Below are 26,175 nucleotides of genomic sequence, written 5' to 3'. Positions count from 1 at the left end.
TGCCGTCAGTCGTGGTCCGGAAACTGCATGCGGCGTTCGAAATCGCCCTGGCCCGTCCCTGCCTGGCGGCCGCGCGACGCCGAGGAGTCGAAGTCGTACGAAGGCCGCGCCTGCGGGCGCTCCGGCGTTGGGCGACCGTGCGGCGAGCGGGGCACGAACACGTGGAACAGCCAGTGGGCACTGCCCGCGGCCGCCCGTGAGGCCCGGTCGACCCAGCAGTCGCACAGCCCGTCGCCGCTGTTGTGCACCACCCGGGCCGGGCGCTGGAGCTGGCCCTGCGGCCGCACCTGCTCGCGCGCGATGGGCTGGGTGACCGGCTGCTTGTCCACATCGACCGGTCCGACCTGCGGCGGCTGCGGTGGCGCCGGTGCCGGCTCGGGCCGGGGCCGCTCCAGCCTCGGCGCGACGAGGCCCACAACACAGACGTGTGTGGCACCGCGCAGCCGGGTGCGTCCCTCGGCGCCCCAGCCGGTCACCAGCGTGGCCTCGCCGGACGCGGCGAGCGCCGCCTCCCACAGGCCGAACCGTTCGGTCGCCGGTGCCACGAGGACCGCGCCGTCCGGCCGGTCCGCGAAGAGCCGGTGGGCGCGGACCGGCCGCTGCCCCCGGTCCACGGCACATCGACCGGTCCGGATGGGCGTGGCCCGCGCAGCTTGGCCCGGTGCTCGTCCCAGTCGGGGCCGACCCACTTGGCGTAGAGCTCGCCGGCCCACTGGCGGTAGTGGGTTTCCAGGTCGGACAGTCTCGGCGCCACCGGCCCGCCCACCGCAGCGGCCGGCGCCAGCCAGCCGACGAAACAGTGCAGGGCCCGGCCCTTGTGCTGGTTCATCTCCGCGTGCAGGTCGGCGGCCCGGCAGGCCACGCCGACCAGCAGGCGCCCGTGCGACCGGCTGAGCAGGAAGCGCGGGCCGTCGGCCAGCGTGTTGCCGCCGTCCACCGCGGCGTTGACCGCGGTGTCGAGCCACCCGTCGGTGCCCGTGCCGGCTGGCACCGCCCGCCACCAGGAGTCCGCGTTGAGGGTGCGGCCGTAGACGACCGGCGCCCATCCCTTCGTCGTCGTATCGGTCACGACTGCCACTCCCCGTCCTTGATGATCGGCATCCCGGCGAGCGCGGACATCAGCGTCACGGCCCGCCGCCCTTCCTCGGACATCGTTTGCTTCAGCTCGGCGATGCGCTCGCGCAGTGCGGCCATCTCCTGTTCGTTCTGGCTGATCACGGTGCTGTGCCGCCAGCTGCCGAAGAGCTGGCCGCGGCGTTCGCTGACCACCTCGGCCGCCGCCGAGAGGCGGGCGTTGTCCCGCCGGAGCGCGAGCGCATGCTCGTCCTGCCCCTCGCTGAGGAAGTGCCACAGCGAGAAGATCATCGGGTGGTACACGTTTTCCGGGTTGAGCGCCGTGGGGTCGACCCGGTCCGAGTCGCCGGTGCCGAAGGCACCGATGCTGACCGGGCAGACCATCGCGGTCACCCCCTTGACGGTGGCGATCGACGCGAGCCGGTCGAGATTCTTCGCCACCACCGCCAGGGCCTCGGCGCGGCTGACGCCGCTGGTCTGGGCGAGCAGGTCGGTCTTGCTGATCAGCACGACAACCGACGGTGCCGCCTGTCCGCGACTGGTGCGGGCCTGAGTGGCGTCGCTGATGAATCGCATCAGTCGGGCCACCTGCGTGCTGTCCTGCCCCCGGTCGAGCACTGCCGGCCCGGTCTGGCCAGACGCGAGGATGCTGGCCACCGTCCGTCCGACGTTCGCACCGTCGAGTACCAGGTAGATGCTGTCGCTGCGGGCCAGTCGCTCGCGCAGGACGCGTACGTCGTCGGGGCCTTCGGCGACCCGGTCGAGCGCCGCGCCGCCGCGAAAGTCGACGAGGTCGATCTCGACGAGCGGGGTGAGCCCGTCCTTGAGGACGAAGTCGTACGGGACCGGCTCAGGGTCGTTCGGCGGCGGGGTCTCTCCCTTGTCGGAGAGCAGGTCCCACGCGTCCATCAGGTCGAGGTCCTGGTCGGGGTCGACGGTGTAGAGGAAGTAGCCCTCGAAGCCCGCGGACAGGATGGCGTACATCCCGTGCAGGAACATGGTCTTGCCGGAGCCCGGGGCACCCAGCATCGTGACCGTCATCTTGGGTGGTGTCGACATGGCACTCCTTTCATTTCTCGGCCACTTAGAACATCTCGGCCACTTAGAACATCGGGACGCCTTCGAGCAGGCTGCCCAGCTCGTTGGCGGGGGCGACCAGCGGCTCGAGCCGCTGGTACTGGGTGCGGGCGGTGTGCCTGTGCGACTCGGCGACCTGGTTCCAGGTCGGCTCCCCCTTGAACGGGCTGGAGATCCGGTCCCACAGGGTGTCCTTCGCGGCCGCGTTCTGGGCGGCGGCGACGCTCTGCTCGATGACCTTCTGTAGCCGGGCGGCCTCGCCGACGATGCCGTAGCGCAGCATCCACAGCACCGGCACGGTGACGTTGACCAGCTGCCTGCCGCAGGCGATCGGGATGATCGTGCCGAGGATGTGCCGGGTGTTTGCCACGGCGGCGATCAGCGGCTCGAACGGCCCGCGCAGCAGGTCGACGGTCTTGTCGTCGTCGAGGTCGACGAGGTCGGCCTTGGTCAGCACGATGACGAGCGGCGTGAGCTGCTCGCCACGCGCGTCCATGGCCCGCTGGACGTGGCTGACCAGGACGCGTACGTCGCGCTTGGCGCCGGCGTCGTGGACCAGCTGGTAGGAGTCGCAGAAGAGCACGATGCCGCCGGCGTCCCGCAGGTCGCTGTGCAGTTGGGCGGCCTGCGCACTGTTCGAGTGCTCGCGCAGGGTGCCGCCGCGGTAGTCGCGCCAGGTGAACGGGAAGATGTCGGTGTCGCGGTAGCGCAACACGAGTTCGAAGACGTCCCGGTGGTCGCTCGGGCGCGGGTAGAGCCCGTTGACCACGTCGGTCGCCGCCCGGACGAGGCTTGCGTGGTGGTCGTCGTCGACCGCCCGGAGGGCGAACTCCTCGACCCCCGCGTTCATGATCGCGTACATCAGTGAGACGTACGTGGTCTTGCCCGCCGCGCTGTGGCCCAGCATGACGATGTCCACGCCGATCACCCCTCTCCCAATCAGCTGTCGAAGGGATTGCGCACTGTGAAGAAGCGCGGTGCGTCGCGCGGCCGCCGGCGCTGCTCCGGTGCGGGCCTGGCGGTGTCCGCGGGGAGGGCGGCGCCCATGACCACCACACCCTTGGGGTCGTTGACCGCACTGGCGAGCAGCCCGGTGCGGTCATGGATCCGGTCGGAGACCGCCGGCATGCGGCTCGCCCCGCCGGCCAGGACGACCGACGCCAGGTCGCCCGGCGCCACGCCGGCCGCCGCCACCGTCTCCAGGAACCTGTCGACGGTCTCGTCGAGTAGGTCCAGGACGGACTCGGTGAACTCGTGGCGGCGAACCAGGAACTGGTGCTCGTAGCCGGGCACGTCCAGGTAGCCGAGTGTGACCTCGGTCAGTGACTCCTTGACCTCGCGGGCATTCCTTGTCAGGGCGGCCCGCGCGCGCATCGCCGCGTCGTCGTCGCCGTGCCAGAGCTGGTACCACGGCTCCGGGTCGGCGTCCACGGCCCGGCGGCCGACAAGGTCGAGCAGGGCCTGGTCGAAGTCCTCCCCGCCCAGCTCAGGGTCGCCGCCCGGCGGGCCTGCGACCGCGAAGCCGGTGGCCGTGTGCTGTACCACCGCCGCGTCGAACGTGCCGCCGCCCAGGTCGTAGACCCCGACGTGACCGTCGATGGCGACCGGGTGCCGGGACGCGTAGTAGCGTGCGGCGGCGACCGGCTCCGCCATCAGCTCGGGTTCCGGCAGCCCGGCCGCCGCGGCGGCCTTCCCGAGCAGCCCGCGCTCGCGCTCACCCCACCGGGCCGGATGGGTCAGGACCACCCGGCCGGGCGGCTGGCCGTCGTTCGCCGCGACCGCCTCGGACCGCACTCGGTCGAGGACGGCGGCGACGAGGTCCACCGCCGTGAACGTGCGGCTGCCGAGGCGCACCTGGGACTGTGTGGTCAGGGCGCGCTTGGGCACCCGCTCGGCCGCCTGCGGGCGCTGCGCCGCCAGCCGCAGGGCGAGCTGGCCGGTACGCAGCTCTCCCTCGTCGTCGAGGCAGACCGCCGACGGGAGGTAGCGCGAGTTTTCGACTTCGATCATCGACACCTGGTCCGCCGTGGCCGCTGCCGCGGTGGTGTACGAGGTGCCGAAATCGATCGCCAACGTCCAGACTGCTATTTCGGGCCCCCGATCGTCGTGCCGCCGGAAATTGACCTCCGTGTGTTGCCGAATGACACACGTTGGACGACCGGAAACCCGCGGATGTTTCACCCGGAGCGCCATTGTGGGCGGGCGATCCGGCGGGCCGCGCCGCCCGAATGGATGTACCAGCGGCAACGCCATCATCTGACGGAATCGTTGGAACCTCACGCTCCTATCCTGGGCGGGCCCTCTGCCGGCTGGAGTGCTGATGCCTGTATCCACATTGGACCGCTACGCCGCGCTGGACACGGTCGACGCCGGTCTCGTACATCGCAGTGCCGCGGGAGACGACGACGCGTTCGCCACGCTCATCGCCCGCTACCGGGGCGATCTGGAGGCGTTCGCGGGGAAGTACCACGACGACCCGTTCGACCGTGACGATCTCGTACAGGAAACCATGATCAAGGCCTGGCGCCGGATCGCCGCGTTCGACGGCCGTTCGACGGTGCGCACCTGGCTATACCGGATCACCGCGAACGCCGCGGTCGACGGCTACCGCCAGCGCGGGCGCCGGCCCGCACCGACCGATGATCCGTCCTGGTTGGACAGACACACCGCCTCGGCGGAGAGCGTCGTGGTCGAGGAGCACCAGCTGCGCTGGGCGCTGGCTCTGCTGCCCGAGCGGTACCGCGTGGTGAGCGTGCTGGCCGACCGCCTCGGCTGCCCGTACGCCGAGATCGCCGAGCTCTGCCACATTCCGGAGGCGACGGTACGCACTCTGGTACGCCGTTCTCGTAGTGCTTTACGTGCCGCGATCCTGCGTGCCGAGCGCGTTTGAACGGCATGTGCGGTGAAGGAAGGCCGCGGATTGTCCGTTCGGCGCGCGGGTCTCGCCGTGCATATGGATTTCCGTGCCTCCCGCGCCCCGTATTCTCGGCGCGAACGGCCCCGCGATGTGATGCCGGTACATTCTGGACAGCAGGAGCCCGCGCGATGCCAACGAGTCCGGACCGGAAGGCCGAGGTGCCTCCCGAGTCGTCGGCCCTGTGGCCGTACGGCACGCTCCTGGAGCGGCTGGCCGACGACGACCTGCGGGAGCTGCTGCGCATCGGCACCCGCCGGATGGTGCCGCGCGGGGTGACCCTTATCCACGAGGCCGCGACCGACCGGCAGGTCTACGTCATCCTCGACGGCTGCGTCAAGGTGCTTGGCGACACCCGCGAGGGGCGCACCACCCTGCTGGCCATCCGGGTAGCCGGCGACGTCGTCGGCGAGCTGGCCGCGCTAGACGGGCAGCCCCGCTCGGCCACCGTCGCCACCGCGATGCCGACCGAGGTCAGCGCGGTCCTGCCGCGGGCGTTCGAGGCCTTCCTGGCCGAGCGGCCGGCGGCCGCCAGGGCGGTCCACCGCAACATCACCGCCAAGCTGCGCCAGGCCACCAGGTTTCGGATCGATCTGACCGGCGCGCCTATCCCGGCCCGCCTGACGAGGGTCCTGTGCCAGCTGGCCGAGGGGTACGGCCGGCCGGGCCCGCGCGGGATCGCGATCGACGTGCCGCTCAGCCAGGCCGAGATCGCCTCGCTGGTCGGCGGCGCCGAGGCCAGCGTGCACCGGGTCTTCACCGACCTGCGCCAGCGCGGCCTGCTCTCGGTCGGCTACCGCCGCCTGGTCGTGCATGACCTGGAGGCGCTCCAGGCGATGGCCCTTGAGGAGGAGAAATGACCGGGCTGCCACCTGGTCCACATCGGATCTGCGCGGTCGTCGACGTGGAGGCCTACAGCGGCCGTACGCCGACCCAGCAGCTACGGATCCAGTCGCAGATCCGCGACATCGTGGACCACGCCTGCGCTCGGGCCAGCGTTACGGGCAGCGATCGGCAGGATCGGGGCGACGGTCAGCTCATCGTGCTGCCGACCGGCGTCGACCTGCCCCGTGTGCTGCCCGCGTTCATCCACGCGGTGGCCGACCGCCTCGCCACCCTCAACTGGTCCGCGCGGGGCGCCGAGCGGGTACGCATGCGCGGCGCCCTCGCCGGCGGTGCGGTCCAGGTCGGTGACGTGGGCTTCGTCGGCCCGGCGGTGGTCGAGGCCGCCCGCCTCGTCGACTCGGCGGCGCTACGCGCGGCGCTCACCGCTCGGCCCGACCGGGACTTCGCCGTCGGGGTCACCGACGCCCTCTTCCAGGACGTGGTCGGGCGCGACCATCCGGGGTTGGCCAGCGAGCAGTTCAGCCAGGTCACGGTCACTGTGAAGGAGTACGCGGGCAGCGCGTGGGTGGCGGTGCCGCAGTCGCGTGCCGAGGGGGCACCCGGCCGGCTCCGCCCAGGGTCCAGCCGCCGTACGGTCAACGCGCAGGACGTGATCGCCGCGACCTTCGCCGGCGGCGCGTTCCTGACCAGTGCGCTCGACCATCTCGGCCACCCGCCGGACAGCGGCGCTCACCAACACCATTACGGTCCGCCCGACCCGGTCACGTCGCACGATCCCATGGCTGACGACGCGGATAGTGGGCTCGTCGTCGCCGACGACGCGACCGAAACCACAGCCCCGCTCGAGGAGCCGGGCTGGCATCTACACATCCCGCCGATCTGGTACGACGGCCCGCACGACGACGGCGGCACCGTCGACCACCACCCTCGCCACTGAGAATTCTTGGGCCCGGACGGCAGCGTTTGACGGGGTTTCCGCGTGGCCGATGTGGTGTCCTCAATGGACCATCACCGGAAGGCCGCCATGGACACGATCCGTCCCTCCCCCGCCGCGCTTCGGCTCACGCCGGTCGAGGAGCTCCAGATCGCAAGCGCGATCGGCGTGTCGTTCCAGGCCTCGATCAGCCAGGCGGACAGCAAGATCAACGTGCTCCTGGTTATCTACCTGGCGAGCGTAACCACGGTGGTCAGCAAGCCACCTGCGACCATCGCCGCCGAGGCGACCCCGGTCGGGATCGCGCTGCTGGCGATCAACCTCGCCGGCTTCGCGGCGTGCGGGATAGCGGCGCTCGCGTATCTCGTACGCGCGCTGCGGCCGCGCATCCCGATACTCGGCGCCCCTAACCCGTTCGCGTTCCCGACGGTCGCCCAAACCGATCCGCCAGCGCCCGGCGCTGTTACAGCGGCGGAACTTGTCGCGGACGCCTGGCGACACAACCGCTTGCTGGCCGGCATCGCGACGGCAAAGAACCGCTTGATTATCAAGGCCATCTGGTGGATCTGCGGCATGGCGGTGGCCGCGGCCGCCTACCTCGTGCAGGGTTGCCTGTGAGGATGACGGGGTCGCCGCGAGTGTCGTCAGTGGACAGTCACGGAATCCGCGGCGGTTCGCATGATGGGAGCGCGGACAAACGGCCGGCGGAACTACCGCTACGGCTCCCTGTCGGCGACTCCCGCCCGTGCCCGGCTGCCGTACTCCGGTGCAACCTGACTGAACGGCAGACGCTCGACCCATCACGTTCCGCCATTATGTGGGTGCGCACAGTCTACGGAGCGCACACATCCCAAACGCAGGCTCGCTACTCGTGAGGCGTGGATGCCACGGTTCCTATCGCCCCTCCCTGAGGCCCCGCCGCGCTGGCCGCGGCACAGCCTTCTCGGGGCGCTGAGCCCCGCCGCCCGTGACGACCTGCTCGCGCTCGGCGCGCCCTGCCGGTACCCGGCGGGACGCCGGCTGATCGCGCAGGGCGCCACGACCCGCCACGTGGTCGTGCTGCTGCGCGGCTCGGTGAAGGTGGTTGCCACCACCGAGTCCGGCCGGGACGTCCTGCTGGGGCTGCGCCACTGCGGTGACCTGGTCGGCGAGCTGGCCTGCCTCGACGACCACCCGCGCTCGGCGACCGTGACGACCGCCGCGCCGGCCGAAGTCCGCGTGATCAAGCAGCTCGAGTTCCTGGCGTTCCTCGACCGTCACCGGGACGCCGCGATCGTGCTCAGCGGCAGCATCGCCCGGCGGCTGCGAGACAGCACCAAGCGCCGGGTCGAGCTGATCGGCGAGCCGGTACGTACCAAGCTGGCGCTGGTGCTCTCCGAGTTTCTCGACCAGACGCCCGACCCGATCGACGCGGACAAACCCCAGATCGAGCTGACCCAAGCCGAGCTGGCGTCGCTTGTCGACGCCTCCGAGGTGAGCGTGCAACGGGCACTGTCCGAGCTACGCCGGATGGGCGCGATCATGACCCGCTACCGCGGCATCCTCGTCCACGACGCGGCCGCCCTGCGACGCGCCGCCGTACGGGAGCCGGTCGCCGGACGTACCGCCTGAGTCGTCCACAGTGGATGTTGACCGCGTGGATGGGGCTGTAGCAGCCGCCACCCGCGCGGCCAACGGGCCCACGCCGCGCCCGACCAGCCACGCTCGGCGCTGCGCCGCGTACGCCGGCCCGGTGACCGAGTCCGGTGCCACCGGCGCGACGGCCGCCCCGTCCGGCAGAACGCCTAGCAGGTCGTCGCAGCGCCGGCCGATCGCTCGTGCCGTGCGGTGCAGCCGGCGAAGGGTCGCGGCCGCGAACGCCCCGCGCGGGTCGGTGCGGAACGGTCCGAGCAGCCGCTCGCGGAGCGCGCCGAGCCGTTCGTCGGCGTGGCGGGCCAGCGCCAGGCCGGTGTCGACCTCGACGATCGCGTCGACCGGGAGCACGGCCGGCATACCGAGCAGCCGCCGAGCCCGTTGCCGGCCCCAGTCCCGCCGGTTTTCCGGGGCGGTGCGCCGCTGGTGCCAGCCGTCGATGCACACCGCCACCCGGTCCGGGCCGACCACGTCGACGGCCAGCGGGAGCCAGGCCGCTACCGCCGCGTAGTCGCCGGCCGTCGTCGCGTCCGCCACGAGGTCGGTGTAGTCGACCGCCACCACAACGGCGTGCGCGTCGAGCAGGGCGCTCCGGACCAGCGACTCGTCCGGGTACCCCTGAGGGTCGGGCGGGCCGGGCGCCGGCACCGGGAAACCGGTGAGCACTGTCCGCGCGCCGTCCGGCGACCTGGTCGCCGCGCCGAACGCCACGTCGAGCCGGGCCAGACCGTCCGCCGGCAGGCCGCTCAGCCCGATGCGGGCGGCCAGTCCGCGCAGTGCCGGCCGGCGCGCCAACTGCTCGCGCGGCGCGGCCAGCGCTGGACCGGAACGGCCCGGGGAGTCGACGACGAGCAGCGGCAGCGCGGCCGTCACCGGCGAGAGCACTCGCCCACGGGGGAGCGGCACGATCTCCCGGCCGGCTAACGCCTCGGCGAGCCGGCCGACGCCGTGGCCGGCGGCATGAAGTAGTACGACCCGCAGGTCGACGGGTCGCGCGTCGGCCGGCTCGGCGGAGGCGAGTGATACGTCCGCGGCGAGGCTCGGCGGCACGGAGCCCTCCGCGACGGCGGGTGGCAGCGCGTCGAACAGCTCAGCCGCGCGCCGCCACCGCCGAAGCTCGCGCCCGAACTCGCCGGCCGATGTCACCGTAGGCCGCTCGGGATCTGGACAACGCGGCCCGGCTTTCCCTTGCTGGGCAGTCGCAGGATCCACACAACGTCACCCGGCTTGTCGGAAACCGGCTTCATGAGGTGGACCTGCTCCTTGCGGACGCGCATCAGCAGCTCACCGCTGCTCCAGTTCGTTCCGGTGAACGCCGGCCGGTAGGGGCGCGGCACGTCCGGCGGCCGGACCATCGTGCCGCCCGGGTGGTCGATCAGCAGCTGGAGGCTGTGGTCGAGCTGGTTCATCCACCAGCTCTCCTGGGCCGGGAGCGGAACGGGTACGACGCCGCGCAGCAGCTCGTCGATCCTCAGGAGCGCGTCGAACTCCTCGGCCGAGCCCGGCTCGGCCTTGGCCAGGTTTTCGAGGGCCCCCTCCAGGTAGGCGCGGTGGCTCCGCTGAACCAGCCCGTCCACCTCCTGTAGCTCACCGCTGGGCAGGTCGGCGAGACCGTGCCGGAGCGTCCGGTCGTTCTCCAGGAGCCAACTGACCTGGGCGGCGAAGTCGAGTAGCTGGCGCCGTGCCGGATCGATCGTTTCCGGCAGTAGCCCCACGAGCTTCTCGTCGGCAAGCGGCTCGGGCGCCAGGTCCAGCTGCCACGCCGCCTGTTCGCCCGCCACCTCCGCGTATTCCTCCTGCGCCGCCGCGAGCGCCGCCACCGCCCCGGCCCCGACCTGCCTGGTGCCGGGCACGCGGAGATCGGCCAGATGCAGCGCACGCCAGAGCTCGGCGTAGGTGGCGCCGTCCGGGTCGGGCAGGAGCGCCGCCGCGTACATCTCGTAGCTGCCGTCATCAGTCCAGACTGTGGCGAGCCGCTGCCGGAAGAGCTCCTCGGGTCGCGGTGGCGGCTCGACCGGCTTCGACTCGACGATCGGCTCCGCGGACCCGGACTCCGGCGGGGACTCGCTCTGGGACTCCAGCTCGAGTTCCGCCGCCGCCGCCTCCACTTCCTCGACGGCGAAGGGGTCGGCGGGCCACGGCACCGGCGGCGGGGCCCCGCCAGCTTGACGGACCTCGATGGCCAGCTCACGCAGCGCGCTGCGGGCCCGGTCCGCGGCGTTCAGCATCTGCCGCCAGGCCGCCAGCCGCTCGTCCGGCGGTGGCGGGCCGTCGGTCGAGAAGGCGTCTGTCAGCCACCTTTCCAGCGCCGCGAGCTGGCTGACGACCGGCGGCACGGTGAAATCGGCGTTGTCGACCGACATCTCTCTCCCTCAGTGCTTGCCGGTGTACGGGTCCCATGCGGCGATGGTCCCCCGCTCCCCGGGCTCCATCTCGGTGCGGTAGACGGCCCCAGGGCAGTCCTGAACGTCGCGCAGTGTGGTCGCTGTCAGGAAGGACGGGTAGCCGCGGTGCAGTTCGAGCCGCCCCCGTACGTCGAGCGTCACCACATGCCGGGAGGTGCGCCCGTCGCTCACGGTGGCCTGGATGTCGCCCAGCTCCCGCTCTCCGCCCCGGGCAGCCGCAGGAAGAACCGGTAGTCCCGGTTGGCCGGCGCCGGCGGCAGCTCCGCGGAGATCCGACCCGGCACCGGCTCGCTGTCCAGCCCCGGCTGCTCGTGGAAGAACTCCGGAAAGTAAGCGGCGGTGGGCTCGTCCGAGCCGCTCAACCAGGCCGGGAAGAGCTCGACCGCGCCGCTCGGGTTGCCCTTGCTCGCCCTTCCGACCACCCACACCGACGCCGGCAGGCCACGCAGCCGGCCCTCGGCCCTGTCCCACCACTGTGAGTCGAGGAAATCCCGGATCTCCAGGGCCCGCTGACCGGGTACGTAGTAGTGCGGCTTGCCGTTCGAGAGGTGCAGGCGCGGGGTGAGTCCCTGGTCGACCTCGAGCTGGAAGCAGATGCGGGCGCCGCCCCCGGTGCCGTCGGCGCTCGGCAGCCAGATCTCCGGGTCGTACTGGAACGACTGCGACTTGGCGACGTTCTCGAACCGGAACACACCCCACTGGAGTTGCCGGGTGGAGTCGCCGGGCCGGTGTATGTCGACGTACTGCGGCAGCGCCGGCCACGGCCGTTCGTCGCTCCACTCCACGCGGGCCGCCAACCGCCCCGAAGAGTCGACCTCGCGCAGCGGCATGCCCGCGTTGAGGAGCGCGTCGTGGTACGTGTCGACGCGCAGCAGGCTGAACGAGCTGGGCAACGAGTGGAAGAGGTTCTCCACGTCGATCGTGACCACCGTGCGGCCCAGGTTGAGCAGCTTGTCGTCGCCCTTGACGCCGGTCTCGCGCACGACGATCGAGTGCGCCCAGCAGGCGCCCATCGACGCCGCCTCCTTGGCGAACTCGGCCTCGACGGTGACCGACGCGGGGTTCCAGACAGCTTCGCCCTTCGGGTCAGCGGCCGCAGCGGACAGCTCCTCGGCGACCACCTGCCGCATCAGGGGCATGAGGCTCGTCTTGCCGGAGAGCATGACCCTGTCGAGGCGTTCGCCGCTTGCCGGATCGAGCGAATGCCGCACCACCGAGCCGGCCAGCCCGACAGCCTGTGACAGGACCGGCCGGATCAGGCCGACGAAGTCGGCGCGGCTCAGCCGCAGCCCTTCCTCCGGCAGCAGCTTGAGCCAGGTGCGCGACTGGTCGGGGTTGATCGCGCCGAACGCCGACTCGAGCGCCGCCGCGCCGACCGGCCAATGGTCGTCCTCGTCGGTCAGCCTGCCCAGCGCGATCTTCGCCTGCTCCGCCACCTCCCAGAGGTTGTAGAAGCCATTGCGCGCACTGGGTGGGGCGTTTTCGGCCCACTGGGTGTTGAGGATCTCCCGGAGCACCGGCTCGACGTCCGGCGGCACCGGGCGCTCGTGGTGGTCATGGTCCACCACCTGCGGCGCGAACGGGGCAAGCTCGCCCTCGCTCAGCCCCAGCGCCTGCCGGGCCTTGGTCATCAGAGCCGCGCGCTCCTGCGGATGTCCCGGGCCGAACAGCAGCGCGTCGACGATCGACGCCTTGAGCCAGTGGAAGACGCGCAGCGTGAGAAAGTCGCCGCCGAGCTGCGGATGCCCGGTGGAGTTGAGGACCTCGGGCAGCAGTACGTAGTACTTGCCCCGGACTGTCTCGTTGCCGCCCGCCACGGCCGGGGTGCGGTCGATCAGCGTCAGTCGCAGCAGAGCGATGTCCGTCGTGCCCGCGCCGATGTCCACGACCAGCATGTTCTGATGCCAGGTCGGCGGGTCCGTGGCGACCTGGCGGGAGCGGGCGCGGAGCCCTTCCGCGCCGAACTCGGCGCGGGCGCCGCCGAAGTCGCGCATCAGGAAGAACAACGCGGCCGCGACGCCCTCGTCGTAGTTCGTGACGACCTTGTCCAGGTCGAGGCAGTGCCCCACGATGCGGCGGAGCCGGGTGCGCGCCTCCGGTGGGGTGGTCGTGGGGTACGTGACCACGAGGTGGCTGAGCAGTTGCAGGTCGCGGTCCTCGTCGTCGCTGAGGAAGTGCTCGGCCGCCTCGGCGAGGCGCAGGTAGACGTGGGCGATGACGTCGTCGGTGGTCGCCTCCCGCCCGTCGCGGCCGAACCGGCCCTCGATCGGCTTCCGGTTGGTCAGCCTCGCCTTGAGCTGCCGCATCGCGCCGAGCTCCCGCGAGGGCAGCTCGATGTCGAGCTCTCGATCGTCCTTGATGGACACCGCGCTCGCGATCTCGGTGGCGCCGGTGTCCTTGTCGAACACGACCGGGCGCATCCTCAGCGTGTCGAGCGCTGGCACCCGGAAGGCGTCGTCGTACGCCTCGAGCACACGCGGCGCCAGCCATTTGCGCAGCGCGTCGTCGGCCTCGGCGAGGCGGCCCTCCACCGCGACGCACACGCTGTCGAGCAGCGCGTCGAGCCGCGCACCGCCGTCCCCGCGACTGCCGCCGTCCAGCCGGTCCGCGACTTCGGTCAGGGAGAGGTGTGCGACGTCGGGCTGGGCGATCGTGACCTGCTTGCGTATCTCGTCCAGCTGCTCCTGCCAGCGACCGGACAGCTCCGCCGGCGCATTCGCGCGCAGGATGGCGGCCATGTGACTGCGCAGCCGGCGGGCCTGCCCGAGGTCGACCGGCCGCATCACCGGGCGGCGGGTGTCGAGCGCGGTGATGGTAGACGCCGAGGTGCCGAAGTCGACGGCGACGAAGCCGCCGTAGGAGGGCCGGCCGGAACGGTGCCGCAGCGCGGCGGGCACGCCGAGGCGTACCGCGTCGGGGTCTGGGAATGGTCCCCTCGGCCGCGCCGGCGGCGCCTCATTTCGCGCCGCGAAGGTGAGGCGGACCTCCCTGGCCGGCGCGGCCTGCACCCCGGACTTGTCGGCGTATGCGTACCGCCATGTCACGACAAGCTCCAGCGGCGTCCCACCCGTGGTGGCGGCCATGGCGGCTACGAGCGCCGCGGTCAGCCCGCGGTCCTCGACCAGGACGTGCCGCTTCGTCGCGTCGCCGGCCATCCGGACCGCGGACTCCCACTGCGTGCGCACCTCGCCGCGCAACAGCTCCCGGTCGAGCGCATTGTGGGTGATGTCCGTGATCCGGACCTCCTGAAGCGTGACCGACGTGACGCCGGGCTCGGTGTAGAGAACCGCGTCGGGCAGCGGATACCGGTCTCCGTCGGCGTACAGGTGGAAGCGGTCTGCGTCGAGCGCCTCTACGTGCGGCTTCGACGACTCGAAGACCAGGTTGAGCATTATCGTGCCCTCCACTCGCGCAGCAGGTCTCGCAGCGGCGAGCCCTGGGTCTCACCATCGGCCGGTGTCTCGTCGTCCGGCGGGGGGTCACCGCCCGGCGGACGTGCCGGCGTGAACGCCTCGCGTACCTGGTCGGGCGTTGCCAGCACCGCGTCGAAGTCCCGCCAGACCTCCTGGAACTCCGCCGCGAACCGCCCGATGTCCTCGGCCACCCAGGCGCTGACGCCGTCGGCGACCGCGTTCGCCAGCTCACGGCGCACCCGGAACAGGTACATCTGGTGGCGGGCCAGCCGCTGCTGGACGTCGTCGGCGGGCACCGGTATGTCCTTGTGCCACGGCAGGGCGTGCTTGGCCTGCAATGGGAACGACGCGTCCGCCCTCGGCGAGGCGTCCACCGCGGGGTCCGGCAGGCTTCCCTCCAGCTGCTTGGGCAGCCAGCTCAGGTCAGACGCGTACGCCCGTACCTCCTGGTCGGTCTCCACGTCCAGCTCCCGCAGCCGCGGGTCGGCGAGCGCGAGCAGGCCGGTCACCTCGGGTTCGCCGAGCCGGTCGCGGATGGGCGACAGCTCCACGTTCTGCTCCGCCACCCAGCTGGCGAGCGCCTTCAGGAAGCTGACCCGCGCGGCCTTCGCGGCCTCGACGAACGCGGTGCGGTAGTCGGCCGCGAAGAGCGCGGTTGTGTCGCCGTCGTCGGACGCCTTGGCGTCGGCCTCGCGCTTCAGCGGGCTCCAGCCCACCTGCTTGCGCTCGGTGGACTGCTGGATGTAGCCGCCCTCGGCCCGCCGCACGATGGCCCGCCAGTGCGGCCAGCGGGACACGCGCACCAGCGCGTCCTCCCGGGCGGCGTCGATCACGCTGCGGTCGCCGACGGTCATCTGGTACGGGTCCTGGAACCTCTTCGCCGAGTCGGCCACGTGGGTGCGCCGAGCCCGGAAGTCGTCGAACAGGGCGGTCAGCAGCTGCACCGCGCGCGACGACTCGTCATCGGCCAGGGTCTCGGCACCGAGCAGGGCCTCGAGCTGTGGCAGGCGTTCGTCGATGAGGCGGCGGATGCGGCGCAGGTTGCGCAGCTTGTTCTCGACGCCGTGGGTACGCGCGTGCTCCTCGATCAGCCGCCGCAGCGAGGCGAACCCGCCGTCCACCGCGAAGTCGCCGACGATAGCCGCCCATGGTTCGGCGGGGTCGCCGAGGGCGAGCTGCCGGCCGATCTGGGCCCATCCCTCGGCCTTCTTCAACGCGTCGACCCGCGCCTCGTTGAGCCCCCGCGCCTCTTCCTCGTCGCCGAACACCGGCGCGTAGCCCTCGCGCTCGATCGCGACCACCGAGGAGACCACCCGGATGCGATCGTGGTTGCTCTGCACCAGGCCGGCGGCGCTGTGGACGAGTTGGGCCAGGTCCTGTGACGCGTCGAGCAGGCGGCCTCGGGTGAGGGCGGTGGTCTCGTCGATCGTCGGCGGGGCCAGCCGGTCGAAGGCGTTGCCCACGGCGAGGATCGTGTCGTAGAGCTCGGCGGCGTCCCGGTCGTGCACTTCGAGCATCGTGTAGAACTTGTGCGGTACGTCGTTCCCCGGCCGCCCGGAGTTGTAGACGGTCAGCACGGTGTGGATATCGCGCAGCTCGATGCGGCTCAGGTACTCGTCCCGGTGCGCGGAGCGGTTGGCGGTCAGGCCGGGAAAGTCCAGCAGCACCACGGCGTTGCGGTCGCGCAGGCCGGTGAGGGGCCAGACCGAGGGGTCCACCTTGACCGTGTACTCCACCCGCCGGATCAGTGGGAAGGCGACGCGGAGGGCGGCGGGGTCGTGCCGCATATCGTCCTCGGTAAGCCCCGGCAGCACCGCGCGGGGCGGCAGCGCCCGCGGCAGCTCCTCGGTGTCGCCGAGGTCGAGCGCCGACTTGGCGACGAGCTGGTGGGCGATGGTGACCGGCTTGCCGAGCACGCTGATCGCGCTGAGGTGGCCGTCGCGGAGCACCAGCAGCTCGTGTGCGATCTTGCGCTGCTCCAGGTTGCCGAGGTAGTTGCCCTTCTGTGGCCACAGATGCGCCAGGCACCAGTGCTCCAGGCGCTCCCACCCGTCGGTGACCGGGTTGTAGTCGCGCAACGGGCCGACGTCGACACCGGTCTTCGCGGCGTGCTCGGCCAGCGCCCCGACCATGTCGGCGACGCACTCGATCAGCTGTTGCCGGCTCAGGAAGTGCACCGTCGCGTGTTCGCTCCGCTCGGTGGGCTGCCCCTGCTCGCCGGGTTCGAGCCGCAGCGCGGTGACGTTGCCCGTGGCCGGTCTCTTGTGGACAGGGAGCAGGTCGGGCTTGCCGAGCAGGGTGCCGACCAGCATCGACTTGCCGACGCTGAACTCGCCGACCACACCGATCGTGATCGGATCCTTGGCCAGGCGGATCAGATCGCGGGCCAACTGGTCGACTTTGGACAGCACCTGGTCGACGATCGGATCGTCCGGAAACCGGTCGGCGCCGATCGCAGTCAACAGGTCTTCGGCATCACGCCGCAAGGCGGCGACCTCCTGCATCGTCACACCGTCTTTTCTACGGACAACCGCGCCGAGAGATGCCGTCTTTTGATTGATTCTCCGAACACTCCTCATGCTTCACTGGGTTCTGCCGCCGCCGGGTGAGGACAACCGCCACTCGCCCCGGCACCGAATCCCTAACGGAGCGCGCGTGACCACGCTGTCCACACCGGCCGCACCGTCTTCCTCCGCTCGACCGTCCGTTGTGGACGGCAGACCGGACGAGCGGGCGGGAGCGGTCGCCGCCGACCTCGACCGGCTCGCCCTCGATCTACCCGCGCTCGCGCCGATCGCCGACGACATGCGTTCGCTTGCCACGGTGCTACGCGCGGACGCCCGCACGGTCGACTGGGAGGGATGGACGGAGGTCGACCTCGTCGCCGCGTACGTGGACCGCTCCTCCTTGGCCCCGATGCCCCGACGCCTCGGCCGGCTGCGTGCGCTGCTCGACCTCGCGCCCGCCGTGCTGGTATTCGTGCCGGTGCTGGTGACCTGGTTCGGCCTCGCCGCGGCGACCTCCGCCTACGACCGGATGCGGCGCGACCCGGAGCTGGCCGCGATGGCCGTCGGCCGGACGTTCCTCGACCTGTGGCAGGACGGCTTCGGCGGCACGCTGCCGGGCGCGCTGGCATTCGGCCACGTCGCCGTATACACGCTGACGGCCATCCTGCTCCTGATCATCGCGACCGTCGGCGGCTGGACGCTCGACCGCCGCGACCGCGCGGCCGAGGCGGCCCGGGCTGAATATGCGCTGGGCCGGCTGCGCGGGGTCCTGGTACGGGCCCAGCGGGTGCTCGGCGGCCGGCGGCTGATGTCCCCGCAGCGGTTCGCCGGCGAGCTCACCAAGGCAGCACAGATCCTCGGCGACCTGGTCGAGCGCACCGACCGTACCCAGCGGACGATGGACACGCTCGCCGAGCGGAGCGCCGACACCGCGCGGCGGCTGGTCACGGCGATTACCGAGCTGCGCGGCGCCGCCGGCACGCTCGAGTCCGGCGGCAACGAGGTGCGGGCCGCTACGCAGACGCTCCAGACGGCGGCCGGTGCGCTGCGTACCGACGTCACGACGACGAGCGCGGCGGCTGCGGAGCGGCTGGACGCCGCCACCGCCACCTCCCTCGACCAGGTACGCGAGCTCCAGAACGCGGGCGCCGCCGCGCTGGCCGCCGCGACGAACCGCCTTGAGGCTTCACTGTCCGGATTGGACAGGAGCATCGAGGCGTCCCTTTCCGGGCTCGGCGAACGCATCGACGGTTCGCTGTCCGGCCTGCACACGCGGATCGAGGCGGCCACGTCCGGCCTGCGTGAGGCCGCCGGCACGTTCGCCACCGACATCCAGGCCGCGGGGGTACGGGCGGCGACCGACGTCACCGAGCTCTACCAGGAGGCGGTCGCGGCGGCGGCCGTGTCACTGGCCCGTGAGATGGCCCGTGCCGGTGACGTGCTGCGCGACGCCGTGGCGGCGGGCGCGGCCGAGCACACCGCGGCGCTGGAACACAACACCACCCGGACGGCCGGTGCCGCCGGCACTCTGGCCGAGGCGGTACGGCAGCTCTCCGCCGACGTCGACGCCGCCCGCGAAGCCAGCGAAGGCGCCCTCGCCGGCGCCGTGCGACAGCTCTCCGCCGACGTCACGGCCGCCCGCGAAGCCGGCACCACGACAGAGCAAGCGCTGGCCGGCGCCGTGCGACAGCTCTCCGCCGATGTCGCCGCCGCCCGCGAAGCCAGCGAAGGCGCCCTCGCCGGTGCGGTACGGCAGCTCTCCGCCGACGTCACGGCCGCCCGCGAAGCCGGCACCACGACGGAGCAAGCGCTGGCTGGCGCGGTGCGACAGCTCTCCGCCGACCTGGGCGCGGCGGCGAATGCGGCGGCCGCCGCCGGTGTACTCACCGAGGCGATGGAGAGGCTCAGCGCGGACGTCGCCGCGTTGCGCGGGGATCTGGCCCGGCGCCCGGACGTCCCGACGGCCCTGGAAGGCGCCGACCTGGTCGGCGCCGGCGATGGAGAGGCGAGCTGACATGGAGTACGCGGTGTTCGCGCTAGCTCTGACGACCCTTGGGTTCGGCGGTGCGGCGCTGTGGCTGTGGACGCACCCGCGCACGGTCCTGGTGCCCGGCCCTCCGTATCCGGTGCACGTGCCACCCGTGCCCCTGCCGCCGGTGCCCCAGCCCGACCCGATGCCCCGGCCCGACCTGGCCCCCGTACCCGTCCCGGCGCCCGCACCGGTAGCACCGCTGGTCGACGACAAGGCGCTGCCGGACGGTGGTGAGCACCACGGGGAGGTGCAGGCGCTGCCCGACGAGCCGGACACGATCCCGGACAGCGTGGTGGACGGCGCCCGGTTCGGCCGGCTGGTGGCCCGGGCCGGCGCCACCCGCGGCGCGGTCCCCCGCCGCGACCGCAGGCTCCGCCGCCAGCACGCGGCGCTCGCGGTGATCAACCGGTGCGATCCGCCGCTGCTGCTGTCGGCGGTCGCCGCCGGGCGGCCGGGCAGCGCGGTCCCCAGCTCTCCTCGGTGCAGGTGCTGCGCAGCATCCGGACCCGGATCAACGAGCGCGCGCCCGACCTCGATGGTGCCTGGACGGCGCTCGTCTCCGGCAACGGCGACAAGCGAGCGCTCGGCGAGGTACTGACGGCGGTGGTGGCCGCGCTGACTGACCCGCTGAGCGAGCTGGGCCGCCGCCGCAACCAGGCGCCGGATGCGCTGGCGGTGGAGCTGACCTGTGTACTCAGCCGGCTGGGCGACACCGACCGGCGGCAGCACCTGGCCTTCGGGGTGGGTGGCGGACCGGTGCTGCGGCTGAGCCCGGACCAGTCGTGGGCGCCGATCCTCGACCCGACCGGCAGTACGCCGTCGCTGCCCCACCATTCACCGGACGTCTCGTGGGACGCGTTCGAGACCAAGCCGGGCGATGTCGTCGCACTCTGTACGGCCAGCACCGCCGGCCTGACCCGCAACCCGGAGACGGGCGGCTTCCTGGCCGAGCAGTGGATCGACCCGGCGCCGCTACCCAGGTACCTGTGGCAGCTCAACATCCACTCCCAGACCAGCCGCGACGACCGCGCGGCGGTTTGCCTTTGGGACCTCGCGGACAATGGGCACTGATTCCGATACGCCCCGCGGCGGGGACCGGCGTTGGATCGGCCACCTGGCCGGCTGGCTCTTCGCAGACCTGCTGCTGGTGCTCTTCATCATCACGCTGGCCTCCGCACCGATCGCGCCCATGGCGGCGCTCGACCCGAGCCCGTCCCCCGAGACCGCGGCCGCCAGCCCATCGCTGTCTCCTTCGCCGACGGCGACTCCTGGCCCGCCGGCGCTGGAGCTCGACGCCGTGACGTTCGATTTCACCGTGAACGTCGACGCGCTGATGGGCGGCCGCAGCGCGGCGTCGAGCGCGCTGGTAGCAGAGTTCAAACGGAAGCTGCGGGCGGAACGGTTGGCCGGCCGCGAGGCGGGCTTCATGCTGACATTCGGCTACGCCGAACAGCCCGGATACCGGAACAGCCTCGGACGCAACCTTGCCCAAAAGGTCAACGAGGTCGTGGTGGGCAGCGTCCCAGGCTTCGAACGGGCACGGTTTAGGTCCTACTGGTCTCAAGGCCCCGTGGGCAAGGTCCAGATCCAGGTCTTCTTCTTCGAGGCAAGGTAGTCGGAAAGGCCGCCGCCCGTCTCTCTAAGGGTCGGATTGGAAGTCAGGCTTAGGGAGAACCGTTAGGACGGCGGCGCAGAGCGACGACCGCCGCCATGCCCGCGAATAGTGCACCGAGGCCGGTAGCCAGCGTGCCAAGTCGCGAGAACCAATCTGGCCCATTCTCGGGGCTTCGACTATCCACTGCCGGCGTTCCAGGAATGACGACTATTTCGACCCGCTGGACTGGCGGACCGGGTGTCGTAGAAGCGGGCGGCGTAGTCGTCGGCGCGGCGGTTGCTGCCGGTGGCGATGTAGGCACCGGCGTGCTCGTCCTTACAGGAGGTGTCGCATGAGGTTGTTGTCCTCCTGAACGAAATGACTGAGGGAAAAGCCACGCTACCAACGCGATTACAATACCGAGGAGGCTGACTATTATACTCAGGGTTCCAACGGTATCAATTGTCCATCTTCTCGGATGCCGTGGGCGACGGTATTGCGGCGAATCGGGCGACGTCACGCCCAACGATGGTAAATGGGTTTAGTGCCTGGCGGACAGAGTGACGGATGTGCGACACACCTCGAACCTGTGGCGTGTCACCCGCGCCCAGGTCGGCGTGTCTGTGATGCGTCACCGGCCATCGAGCACTGCGGTGGCAACGGCCGCCGGAACGTTCAGTGGCGTTCCTTGATCCTCGCCAAGCCCGTATCGCTGGAGGACGTACGCAGGATCCTGCCACGAGACCAGCGAACCAGGGTGGCCATCGTCCCGGACCATGACCCGCAGCGGCAAGTCAATGGCGATGTCCGGACTCGCCTGCATGAGCGCAGTGCCCGCACGGGGATTGCCGAAGATGATCACCTGCGTTTCGGGCATGGTAAGCCCGGCCTTCCGCGCCGAGGCGGCATGGTCGACTACGGCCACCACCGTGGCGCCTCGGCGTTCCGCCTCGGCATGGATTGCGGAGATCGTCTCGGCGACGTCGTGGGCGCTGCGCCTGGTCACCAGTCCCGTCACGGCCAACTCCACCTCGGTTGTCAACGGACCATCGCCTCATCTTGCCCGTCGCCAGACCCGGTCCGCAGCCGATTCGCAGTGGTCGCTGGTCGCCGCGCTGGACCGGCTGGAGCGGGTTCCGGACGGCGGTGACGCAGGCTCCCGGTCAGGCCGCCGCCGGTGGGGCGGCCGGCGGCAGGAATCGTCCGCGCGCCGCGGCCACGATCGACCATACGGCGATGCCGCCGATCAGCGCCGAGACGGCCGCCAGGACGAGGTATGTGTAGACGCGGTGACCCGGCGGTTCGTAGCCGGTAATCCAGCGCAGGGCGGTCGTCGCCACCGCTGCCCAAGGAAACGTGAGCGCCCACAAGCTCGGCGCGAAGGCCAGCCGCAGGTAAAGCGGCAGCAAGCGGATCTGCGCGAGGACCAACAACAGCCCGTACCCGGAGGCCAGCGTCACCCAGATGTCGATCCGGCCGCCGCTGCGGACGAAGAGCGCGAGCGCGGCCAAGGCGGGGGAGCCACCTCGATCGCGAGGGTCGGGACGAGTGCCGCCGGCAGTGGCGGCCGGGTGAAGAGACGGTTCAGGATCAGCGAGCCGAGCAGGAACCAGCAGATGAGTCCGAGCCCGAGCATGATGTTCGCCAGGGTGTGCTGCCCGACGGCGGAGGCGGCGGCCGAGGCGATAAGCCCGCCGGCAACGGTAGGCAGGAAGTATCCCGGGTGGATCTGATCGATGTCGATCCGGCCGTACATCCACTGCCCGGTTATCCAGCCACCAAAGACGAGCGTGAGGACCAGGAACACGTCGACAAGAACCCGCCCGACCCCAGGTTGTGCGGGGCGACGCCCAGCGCGGCGAGCAGCATCGGGGTGATTACGGCAAGCGAGACGAAGGCACCGGCGACCGGATCCACCAAGTCGCCGACGAGGGCTCTCGGTCTGGGCAGGGCGTACGCCGCGTACGCCACCACAACGGCGAGCCAGGTCAGCGCGGCGAGCGCCAGCAGGGCGTTGCCGATCCACGTCGGCACGTCGCCGTCACGCCCGGCCACGATCCAGGTGTTGCCCAGGCCGGCGAGGCCGAAGGGGATACCGAAGAAGTACGCCGGAATCCGGACGGCGGCCACCGGACACCTCCTTCGCGAGGCCATCCCCGCTCGACGTTCCGGACCTCATCATGCCCACAGCCAGATCCACCGCGCGGTGTTTCAGTCAATCGCCGCGACCTCTGGACGCCCGGCATCACGCGGTTCCGATCGCCGCTACGCCCGCCGCACCCACACCACCGGCAAACCCGGCCAGTAGCCCTGAGCCGGCCTACAAAGGCCGACCGCCGCCCGTCCTGAGCCAAACACTCCCTAAACCGGTACGGGCGGCGACAGACCCCATTCAGGCGACCGGCCGGGCGGCCACGATGCACGAGGCGATGGCGCGGCCTGCCGCCGAGTGCCATGGTCTGACGTTCAGTCCCACAGGCGGATGACGGACAAACGATCAGGGCCGGCTCTCGATTTCGAGAACCGGCCCTTGACCTGCAACTTCTTCGTAGCGGGGACAGGATTTGAACCTGCGACCTCTGGGTTATGAGCCCAGCGAGCTACCGAGCTGCTCCACCCCGCGTCGGCTCGTTAACACTAGCGCACCCGTCGTCGTACCTGCAAAACGGGGCGAACGTGTCGTGGCGCACGCGGGAAAAGTGCTGCTCAGCCGCCCCCTGGGGTGGGTGACGGGCTTGCGGGTGGCGGGGTTGCCGTGGCCGTCGGGGCCGGTGTGGCGTTGTTTCCGTTGCCGTTGCCGGGCCTTTGGGCGGCGTCCATGGCGCTCTGGAACTCGGACATCGCGTCGTCGAATGCCTTCAGCGCCCTGCCCTCGCGCTCGAAGTCGCCCGCGGCCCGTGCTGCCTTGACCTCGGCCCAGGCTGCCTCGACCTTGTCGGCCGCGGCCGCGAGCTCCGGCGTCAGCTGCTGGCCACTGAGGTTCGGTGGCTGCTGGGGTGGGTTGTTTCCACCACCCGTCTCCGGTGGTGGTGGCGCGCCCACTTTGCCTTGCGCCACAAGCTCCTTGATGCCGTCCTCCAGGTTGTTGGCCAGCACGACATACGAGCCGCCGTCGCCATACGACATCAGAATCTTTTGCAGCACCGGATACGCGTTTTCCTGGTTGCTCTTCACGTACACCGGCTCGACGTACAACATGCCGCCGCCGAAGGGCAGGGACAGCAGGTTGCCGTACAGCACCTGAGCCTGGTTCGACGAGAGCAGGTTGAGGTCCTGTCTAATTTGGGCGTTGGTGTTGGTCATCCGTTGATGGACCTGCACCGGGCCCTGTACCGCTGTTTGGTCAGGCAGCTCCCACACCTGTAGCTGTGGCTTCCCGTCCACATAGGAGCCCGAGATGAGCGCGGCAAGGTTCTGCCGGCCTAGTGGGGTGACCGCGGAAGTTATCTGGAAACGCGGCTCGTTCTGCTCGGGGAACTGAGTGAGCAGGTAGTACGGCGGCTGCTTCACGCCCGAGTCCGGCGCGTCCGGCGCGTTCGGCACCTCCCAGAAGTCCGAGCCGTTGAAGAACTCGCCCGGGTCGGTGACGTGGAAGCGGGCCAGCAGGTTGCGCTGCACCTTGAAGAGGTCGGCCGGGTACCGGAAGTGCGCGCTCAGCTCCGGCGGGATCTGCGACTTCGGGGTCACGAGGTCGCCGCCGAAGGCCTTGTTCCAGGCCTTGAGCACCGGGTCGGTCTCGTCGAACTCGTACAGCTTCACCGTGCCGTCGTACGCGTCGACAGTGGCCTTGACCGAGTTGCGGATGTAGTTGACGTTTTCCCGAGCGAGCTGGAACGTGCCCACGTTCGTCAGCTCGTCGGCCGTCTCCGTCTGGAGGTTGACCCGCTGGGAGTACGGGTAGGTGCCGGCGGTCGTGTAGCCGTCGAGGATCCAGACGATGCGGCCGTCCACCATGGCCGGGTAGGGGTCGCCGTCCATCGTGAGGAACGGTGCCACCTTTTCCACACGGTCGCGGGGGTTGCGGACGTACAGCAGCTTGCTATTTGAGTTGACCGCGTCGGAGAGCAGGAAGTTGGACTCCCGCTCCTTGATCCCGTAGAGCAGCCGCCGCGTGAACGAGCCGATCTCGACGCCGCCCTGCCCGGTGTACGTGTAGTTGATGCCCTGGTCGTCACCGCCGCCGGTCGGCCGGTCGTACTCGACGTTGCGCTCAGGGTCGGTCTGCCCCACGATCGCGTAGTCGGCCCCTTGCTGGCCGCCGCCGACCCGCTCGCCGTAGTAGATACGCGGCTGCTCGACGGCGATCCGCTCGGCCTGCGACGCGCAGTCCTCCGAGGTCTGGTCGTCGCCGAGGAAGCCGGAGACGAAGTACGGCTGACCACCGCAGACCACCTCGTTGGCCGGCGCGCCGACAAGCCCATACCCATGGGTGTAGACGGTGTGGCGGTTGAGCCAGTTGCCCTGCTGCGCGGTGAGGCGGCTGTAGTTGATCTCGCGGACGCCGACCACGTAGTCCTGGGTCTTGCCGTTGACCGTGTACCGGTCGATGTCGAGCTTCTGCCCGAAGTCGTAGAAGCCGCGGACCTGCTGAAGCTGCGTATACGACTGGGAGACGAGCTCGGGGTCGAGCAACCGGATGTTCGGCACCACCGACTGATCGGTGGCCAGCTCCGCCGGTGGTCTCAGGTTGCCGGCGGAGAACCCGGTCATCTTTGTATCGGTGATCCCGAAGGCATCTCTTGTGGCGTTGATACTTCGCTCGATGTAGTCCCGCTCTTTGTCCCGCACGCTGGGGTTGACCTCGAAGGTCTGCACCGCCCACGGGTAGATGCCGCCGATCGCCACCGCCGAGATGGCGAGCAGTGCGAGGGAGACACCGGGCCACACGAGGTTCCGCATGACCGCGTTGGAGAACACGATGATCGCAATGGCGACCACCACCGAGATGTACGCCAGGATCTCCTTGGCGGGCAGCAGCGCGTTGATGTCGGCGTAGCCCGCGCCGTAGAGGTTGGGCGGGTCCTGCTCAAGGAGGAGGGCGCGCCGGTCCAGCACGTACGCGATGGCCTTGAGCAGCACGAACACCGCTACCAGCGACGTCAGGTGGGCCCGCGCGGCGGCCGTCATGCGGTCACCGATGCCCTGAAGCCGCACGCCGCCGAAGATGTAGTGGACGGCCAGCGCGCCGAGCACCGAGAGCACGACCGCGGTGAAGCCGACACCGAGCAGATAGCGCCAGAACGGGTACTCGAAGACGTAGAAGCCGACATCGATCCCGAACTCCGGGTCTTTGGCACCAAACGGCACGGAGTTACGGAATAGCAGCCAGTCACGCCAACGGCTCTGCCCGGAGAGGCCGGCGAAGAGGCCGATGATCACGGAAAGCACCGCGATCCAGGTGCCGATGCGGGGGTGAGCACCATCCGGTACCGCTCGAGCGTCGCCTGCTCGGCCGAGTGGGGGCGCAGTAGCGGGCGCAACCGGTACGCCAGGTAAAGGTTGCCGCCGACCACCACCGCCATGGCCAGCCCTATGGCGAAGAAGAGCAGGATCCGGGTGGTGAGCACGCCGGTATAGACCTGCGTGTAGTCGACCTCGTCGAACCAAAGCCAGTCGGTCCAGACCTCGACTGCCCAGCCCATCAATGTGAAGAGCAGGAAGACCCCGATGAGGACGCCGACAGTGACGCGCCCCCGCCGGCTCATTCTCGGCAGAGGACTACTACGCATGACCACGGTATGCTCCGC

22 protein-coding genes, 1 tRNA gene and 1 pseudogene are annotated in these 26,175 nt (G+C 70.7%); 9 read left to right on the top strand and 15 right to left on the bottom strand.

The window, feature by feature from the left end; all coding sequences use genetic code 11:
• Nucleotides 1-5 precede the first annotated feature (5 nt).
• The 4 genes from Pflav_RS37815 to Pflav_RS37800 form a co-directional block, all read right to left on the bottom strand.
• The gene (locus Pflav_RS37815; RefSeq protein ID WP_173041408.1) at nt 6-614 is read right to left on the bottom strand and encodes a hypothetical protein; all 609 of its coding nucleotides are present in this window, start codon (nt 612-614) and stop codon (nt 6-8) included.
• Nucleotides 615-1,065: 451 nt separating this feature from the next.
• A complete protein-coding gene (locus tag Pflav_RS37810; protein WP_173041407.1) occupies nt 1,066-2,133 on the bottom strand; it encodes a hypothetical protein in 1,068 nt (355 codons plus the stop codon).
• A gap of 43 nt (nt 2,134-2,176) precedes the next feature.
• Nucleotides 2,177-3,070, bottom strand: coding sequence for a TRAFAC clade GTPase domain-containing protein (locus Pflav_RS37805; RefSeq protein WP_173041406.1), 894 nt, complete (start codon nt 3,068-3,070; stop codon nt 2,177-2,179).
• A 20-nt stretch (nt 3,071-3,090) separates the two neighbouring features.
• Nucleotides 3,091-4,224 carry an Hsp70 family protein gene (locus Pflav_RS37800; protein ID WP_173041405.1) on the bottom strand — a complete coding sequence of 378 codons (1,134 nt, stop codon included), beginning with the start codon at nt 4,222-4,224 and terminating at the stop codon, nt 3,091-3,093.
• A gap of 247 nt (nt 4,225-4,471) precedes the next feature.
• On the opposite strand from Pflav_RS37800, the gene Pflav_RS37795 reads away from it, so the two are divergent.
• The 5 genes from Pflav_RS37795 to Pflav_RS37775 all read left to right on the top strand — a co-directional run bounded on the left by Pflav_RS37795 (nt 4,472) and on the right by Pflav_RS37775 (nt 8,456).
• Nucleotides 4,472-5,041 (top strand): RNA polymerase sigma factor, encoded by a 570-nt coding sequence (locus tag Pflav_RS37795; RefSeq protein WP_173041404.1) that lies wholly within the window; start codon nt 4,472-4,474, stop codon nt 5,039-5,041.
• A gap of 155 nt (nt 5,042-5,196) precedes the next feature.
• Nucleotides 5,197-5,925 (top strand): Crp/Fnr family transcriptional regulator, encoded by a 729-nt coding sequence (locus Pflav_RS37790; RefSeq protein ID WP_173041403.1) that lies wholly within the window; start codon nt 5,197-5,199, stop codon nt 5,923-5,925.
• Nucleotides 5,922-6,848, top strand: coding sequence for a hypothetical protein (locus Pflav_RS37785; protein WP_173041402.1), 927 nt, complete (start codon nt 5,922-5,924; stop codon nt 6,846-6,848). The genes Pflav_RS37790 and Pflav_RS37785 overlap by 4 nt, the downstream gene beginning before the upstream one ends.
• A 42-nt stretch (nt 6,849-6,890) precedes the next feature.
• A complete protein-coding gene (locus Pflav_RS37780; RefSeq protein ID WP_173041401.1) occupies nt 6,891-7,463 on the top strand; it encodes a hypothetical protein in 573 nt (190 codons plus the stop codon).
• A 264-nt stretch (nt 7,464-7,727) separates the two neighbouring features.
• Complete coding sequence (locus Pflav_RS37775) at nt 7,728-8,456, top strand: Crp/Fnr family transcriptional regulator (RefSeq protein ID WP_173041400.1); 729 nt, start codon at nt 7,728-7,730, stop codon at nt 8,454-8,456.
• Here Pflav_RS37775 and Pflav_RS37770 read toward each other — a convergent pair.
• The 5 genes from Pflav_RS37770 to Pflav_RS37750 are packed head-to-tail and all read right to left on the bottom strand — an operon-like array spanning nt 8,346 to nt 16,799.
• Nucleotides 8,346-9,623: a hypothetical protein gene (locus Pflav_RS37770; protein ID WP_173041399.1), complete on the bottom strand. Its 1,278-nt coding sequence runs from the start codon at nt 9,621-9,623 to the stop codon at nt 8,346-8,348. The two genes, Pflav_RS37775 and Pflav_RS37770, sit on opposite strands and share 111 nt — an antisense overlap.
• Entirely contained in the window at nt 9,620-10,840 is a 1,221-nt protein-coding gene (locus Pflav_RS37765; RefSeq protein WP_173041398.1) for a hypothetical protein, read from the bottom strand. Before Pflav_RS37765 ends, Pflav_RS37770 begins: the two co-directional genes overlap by 4 nt.
• 9 nt (nt 10,841-10,849) lie before the next feature.
• Nucleotides 10,850-11,053, bottom strand: a complete 204-nt coding sequence (locus tag Pflav_RS37760) for a hypothetical protein (protein WP_173041397.1) — start codon at nt 11,051-11,053, stop codon at nt 10,850-10,852.
• Entirely contained in the window at nt 11,050-14,289 is a 3,240-nt protein-coding gene (locus tag Pflav_RS37755; RefSeq protein WP_173041396.1) for an acetate and sugar kinases/Hsc70/actin family protein, read from the bottom strand. Before Pflav_RS37755 ends, Pflav_RS37760 begins: the two co-directional genes overlap by 4 nt.
• The gene (locus Pflav_RS37750) at nt 14,274-16,799 is read right to left on the bottom strand and encodes a dynamin family protein (RefSeq protein WP_232072789.1); all 2,526 of its coding nucleotides are present in this window, start codon (nt 16,797-16,799) and stop codon (nt 14,274-14,276) included. The genes Pflav_RS37755 and Pflav_RS37750 overlap by 16 nt, the downstream gene beginning before the upstream one ends.
• Nucleotides 16,800-16,950: 151 nt before the next feature.
• On the opposite strand from Pflav_RS37750, the gene Pflav_RS37745 reads away from it, so the two are divergent.
• The 4 genes from Pflav_RS37745 to Pflav_RS37730 all read left to right on the top strand — a co-directional run bounded on the left by Pflav_RS37745 (nt 16,951) and on the right by Pflav_RS37730 (nt 20,449).
• Nucleotides 16,951-18,816 (top strand): coiled-coil domain-containing protein, encoded by a 1,866-nt coding sequence (locus Pflav_RS37745; protein ID WP_173041394.1) that lies wholly within the window; start codon nt 16,951-16,953, stop codon nt 18,814-18,816.
• Between the two features lie 118 nt (nt 18,817-18,934).
• Nucleotides 18,935-19,432 (top strand): hypothetical protein, encoded by a 498-nt coding sequence (locus tag Pflav_RS37740; RefSeq protein ID WP_173041393.1) that lies wholly within the window; start codon nt 18,935-18,937, stop codon nt 19,430-19,432.
• Nucleotides 19,321-19,905: a hypothetical protein gene (locus tag Pflav_RS37735; RefSeq protein WP_173041392.1), complete on the top strand. Its 585-nt coding sequence runs from the start codon at nt 19,321-19,323 to the stop codon at nt 19,903-19,905. The genes Pflav_RS37740 and Pflav_RS37735 overlap by 112 nt, the downstream gene beginning before the upstream one ends.
• Nucleotides 19,895-20,449: a hypothetical protein gene (locus Pflav_RS37730; protein WP_232072370.1), complete on the top strand. Its 555-nt coding sequence runs from the start codon at nt 19,895-19,897 to the stop codon at nt 20,447-20,449. The genes Pflav_RS37735 and Pflav_RS37730 overlap by 11 nt, the downstream gene beginning before the upstream one ends.
• 610 nt (nt 20,450-21,059) lie before the next feature.
• Here the strand turns inward: Pflav_RS37730 and Pflav_RS37725 are convergent.
• The 6 genes and pseudogenes from Pflav_RS37725 to Pflav_RS37710 all read right to left on the bottom strand — a co-directional run bounded on the left by Pflav_RS37725 (nt 21,060) and on the right by Pflav_RS37710 (nt 26,157).
• Nucleotides 21,060-21,446 carry a DUF302 domain-containing protein gene (locus Pflav_RS37725; RefSeq protein ID WP_173041390.1) on the bottom strand — a complete coding sequence of 129 codons (387 nt, stop codon included), beginning with the start codon at nt 21,444-21,446 and terminating at the stop codon, nt 21,060-21,062.
• Nucleotides 21,447-21,591: 145 nt separating this feature from the next.
• On the bottom strand, nt 21,592-21,888 hold the full coding sequence (locus tag Pflav_RS44305; protein WP_197938840.1) for a TDT family transporter: 297 nt from the start codon (nt 21,886-21,888) through the stop codon (nt 21,592-21,594).
• Nucleotides 21,885-22,235 carry an SLAC1 family transporter gene (locus Pflav_RS47735; protein WP_197938839.1) on the bottom strand — a complete coding sequence of 117 codons (351 nt, stop codon included), beginning with the start codon at nt 22,233-22,235 and terminating at the stop codon, nt 21,885-21,887. Before Pflav_RS47735 ends, Pflav_RS44305 begins: the two co-directional genes overlap by 4 nt.
• A complete protein-coding gene (locus tag Pflav_RS47730) occupies nt 22,196-22,558 on the bottom strand; it encodes an SLAC1 family transporter (RefSeq protein WP_197938838.1) in 363 nt (120 codons plus the stop codon). The genes Pflav_RS47735 and Pflav_RS47730 overlap by 40 nt, the downstream gene beginning before the upstream one ends.
• A gap of 419 nt (nt 22,559-22,977) precedes the next feature.
• Nucleotides 22,978-23,051: transfer RNA gene (locus Pflav_RS37715), tRNA-Met, on the bottom strand.
• Between the two features lie 83 nt (nt 23,052-23,134).
• Nucleotides 23,135-26,157, bottom strand: a pseudogene (locus tag Pflav_RS37710) (UPF0182 family membrane protein).
• Between the last annotated feature and the right edge of the window lie 18 nt (nt 26,158-26,175).

This window comes from Phytohabitans flavus (assembly GCF_011764545.1).
In the GTDB taxonomy this organism is placed as follows: Bacteria; Actinomycetota; Actinomycetes; order Mycobacteriales; family Micromonosporaceae; genus Phytohabitans; species Phytohabitans flavus.
The sequence above is the reverse complement of the archived record's forward strand: the minus strand, read 5'-3'. Positions and strand labels throughout refer to the sequence as shown.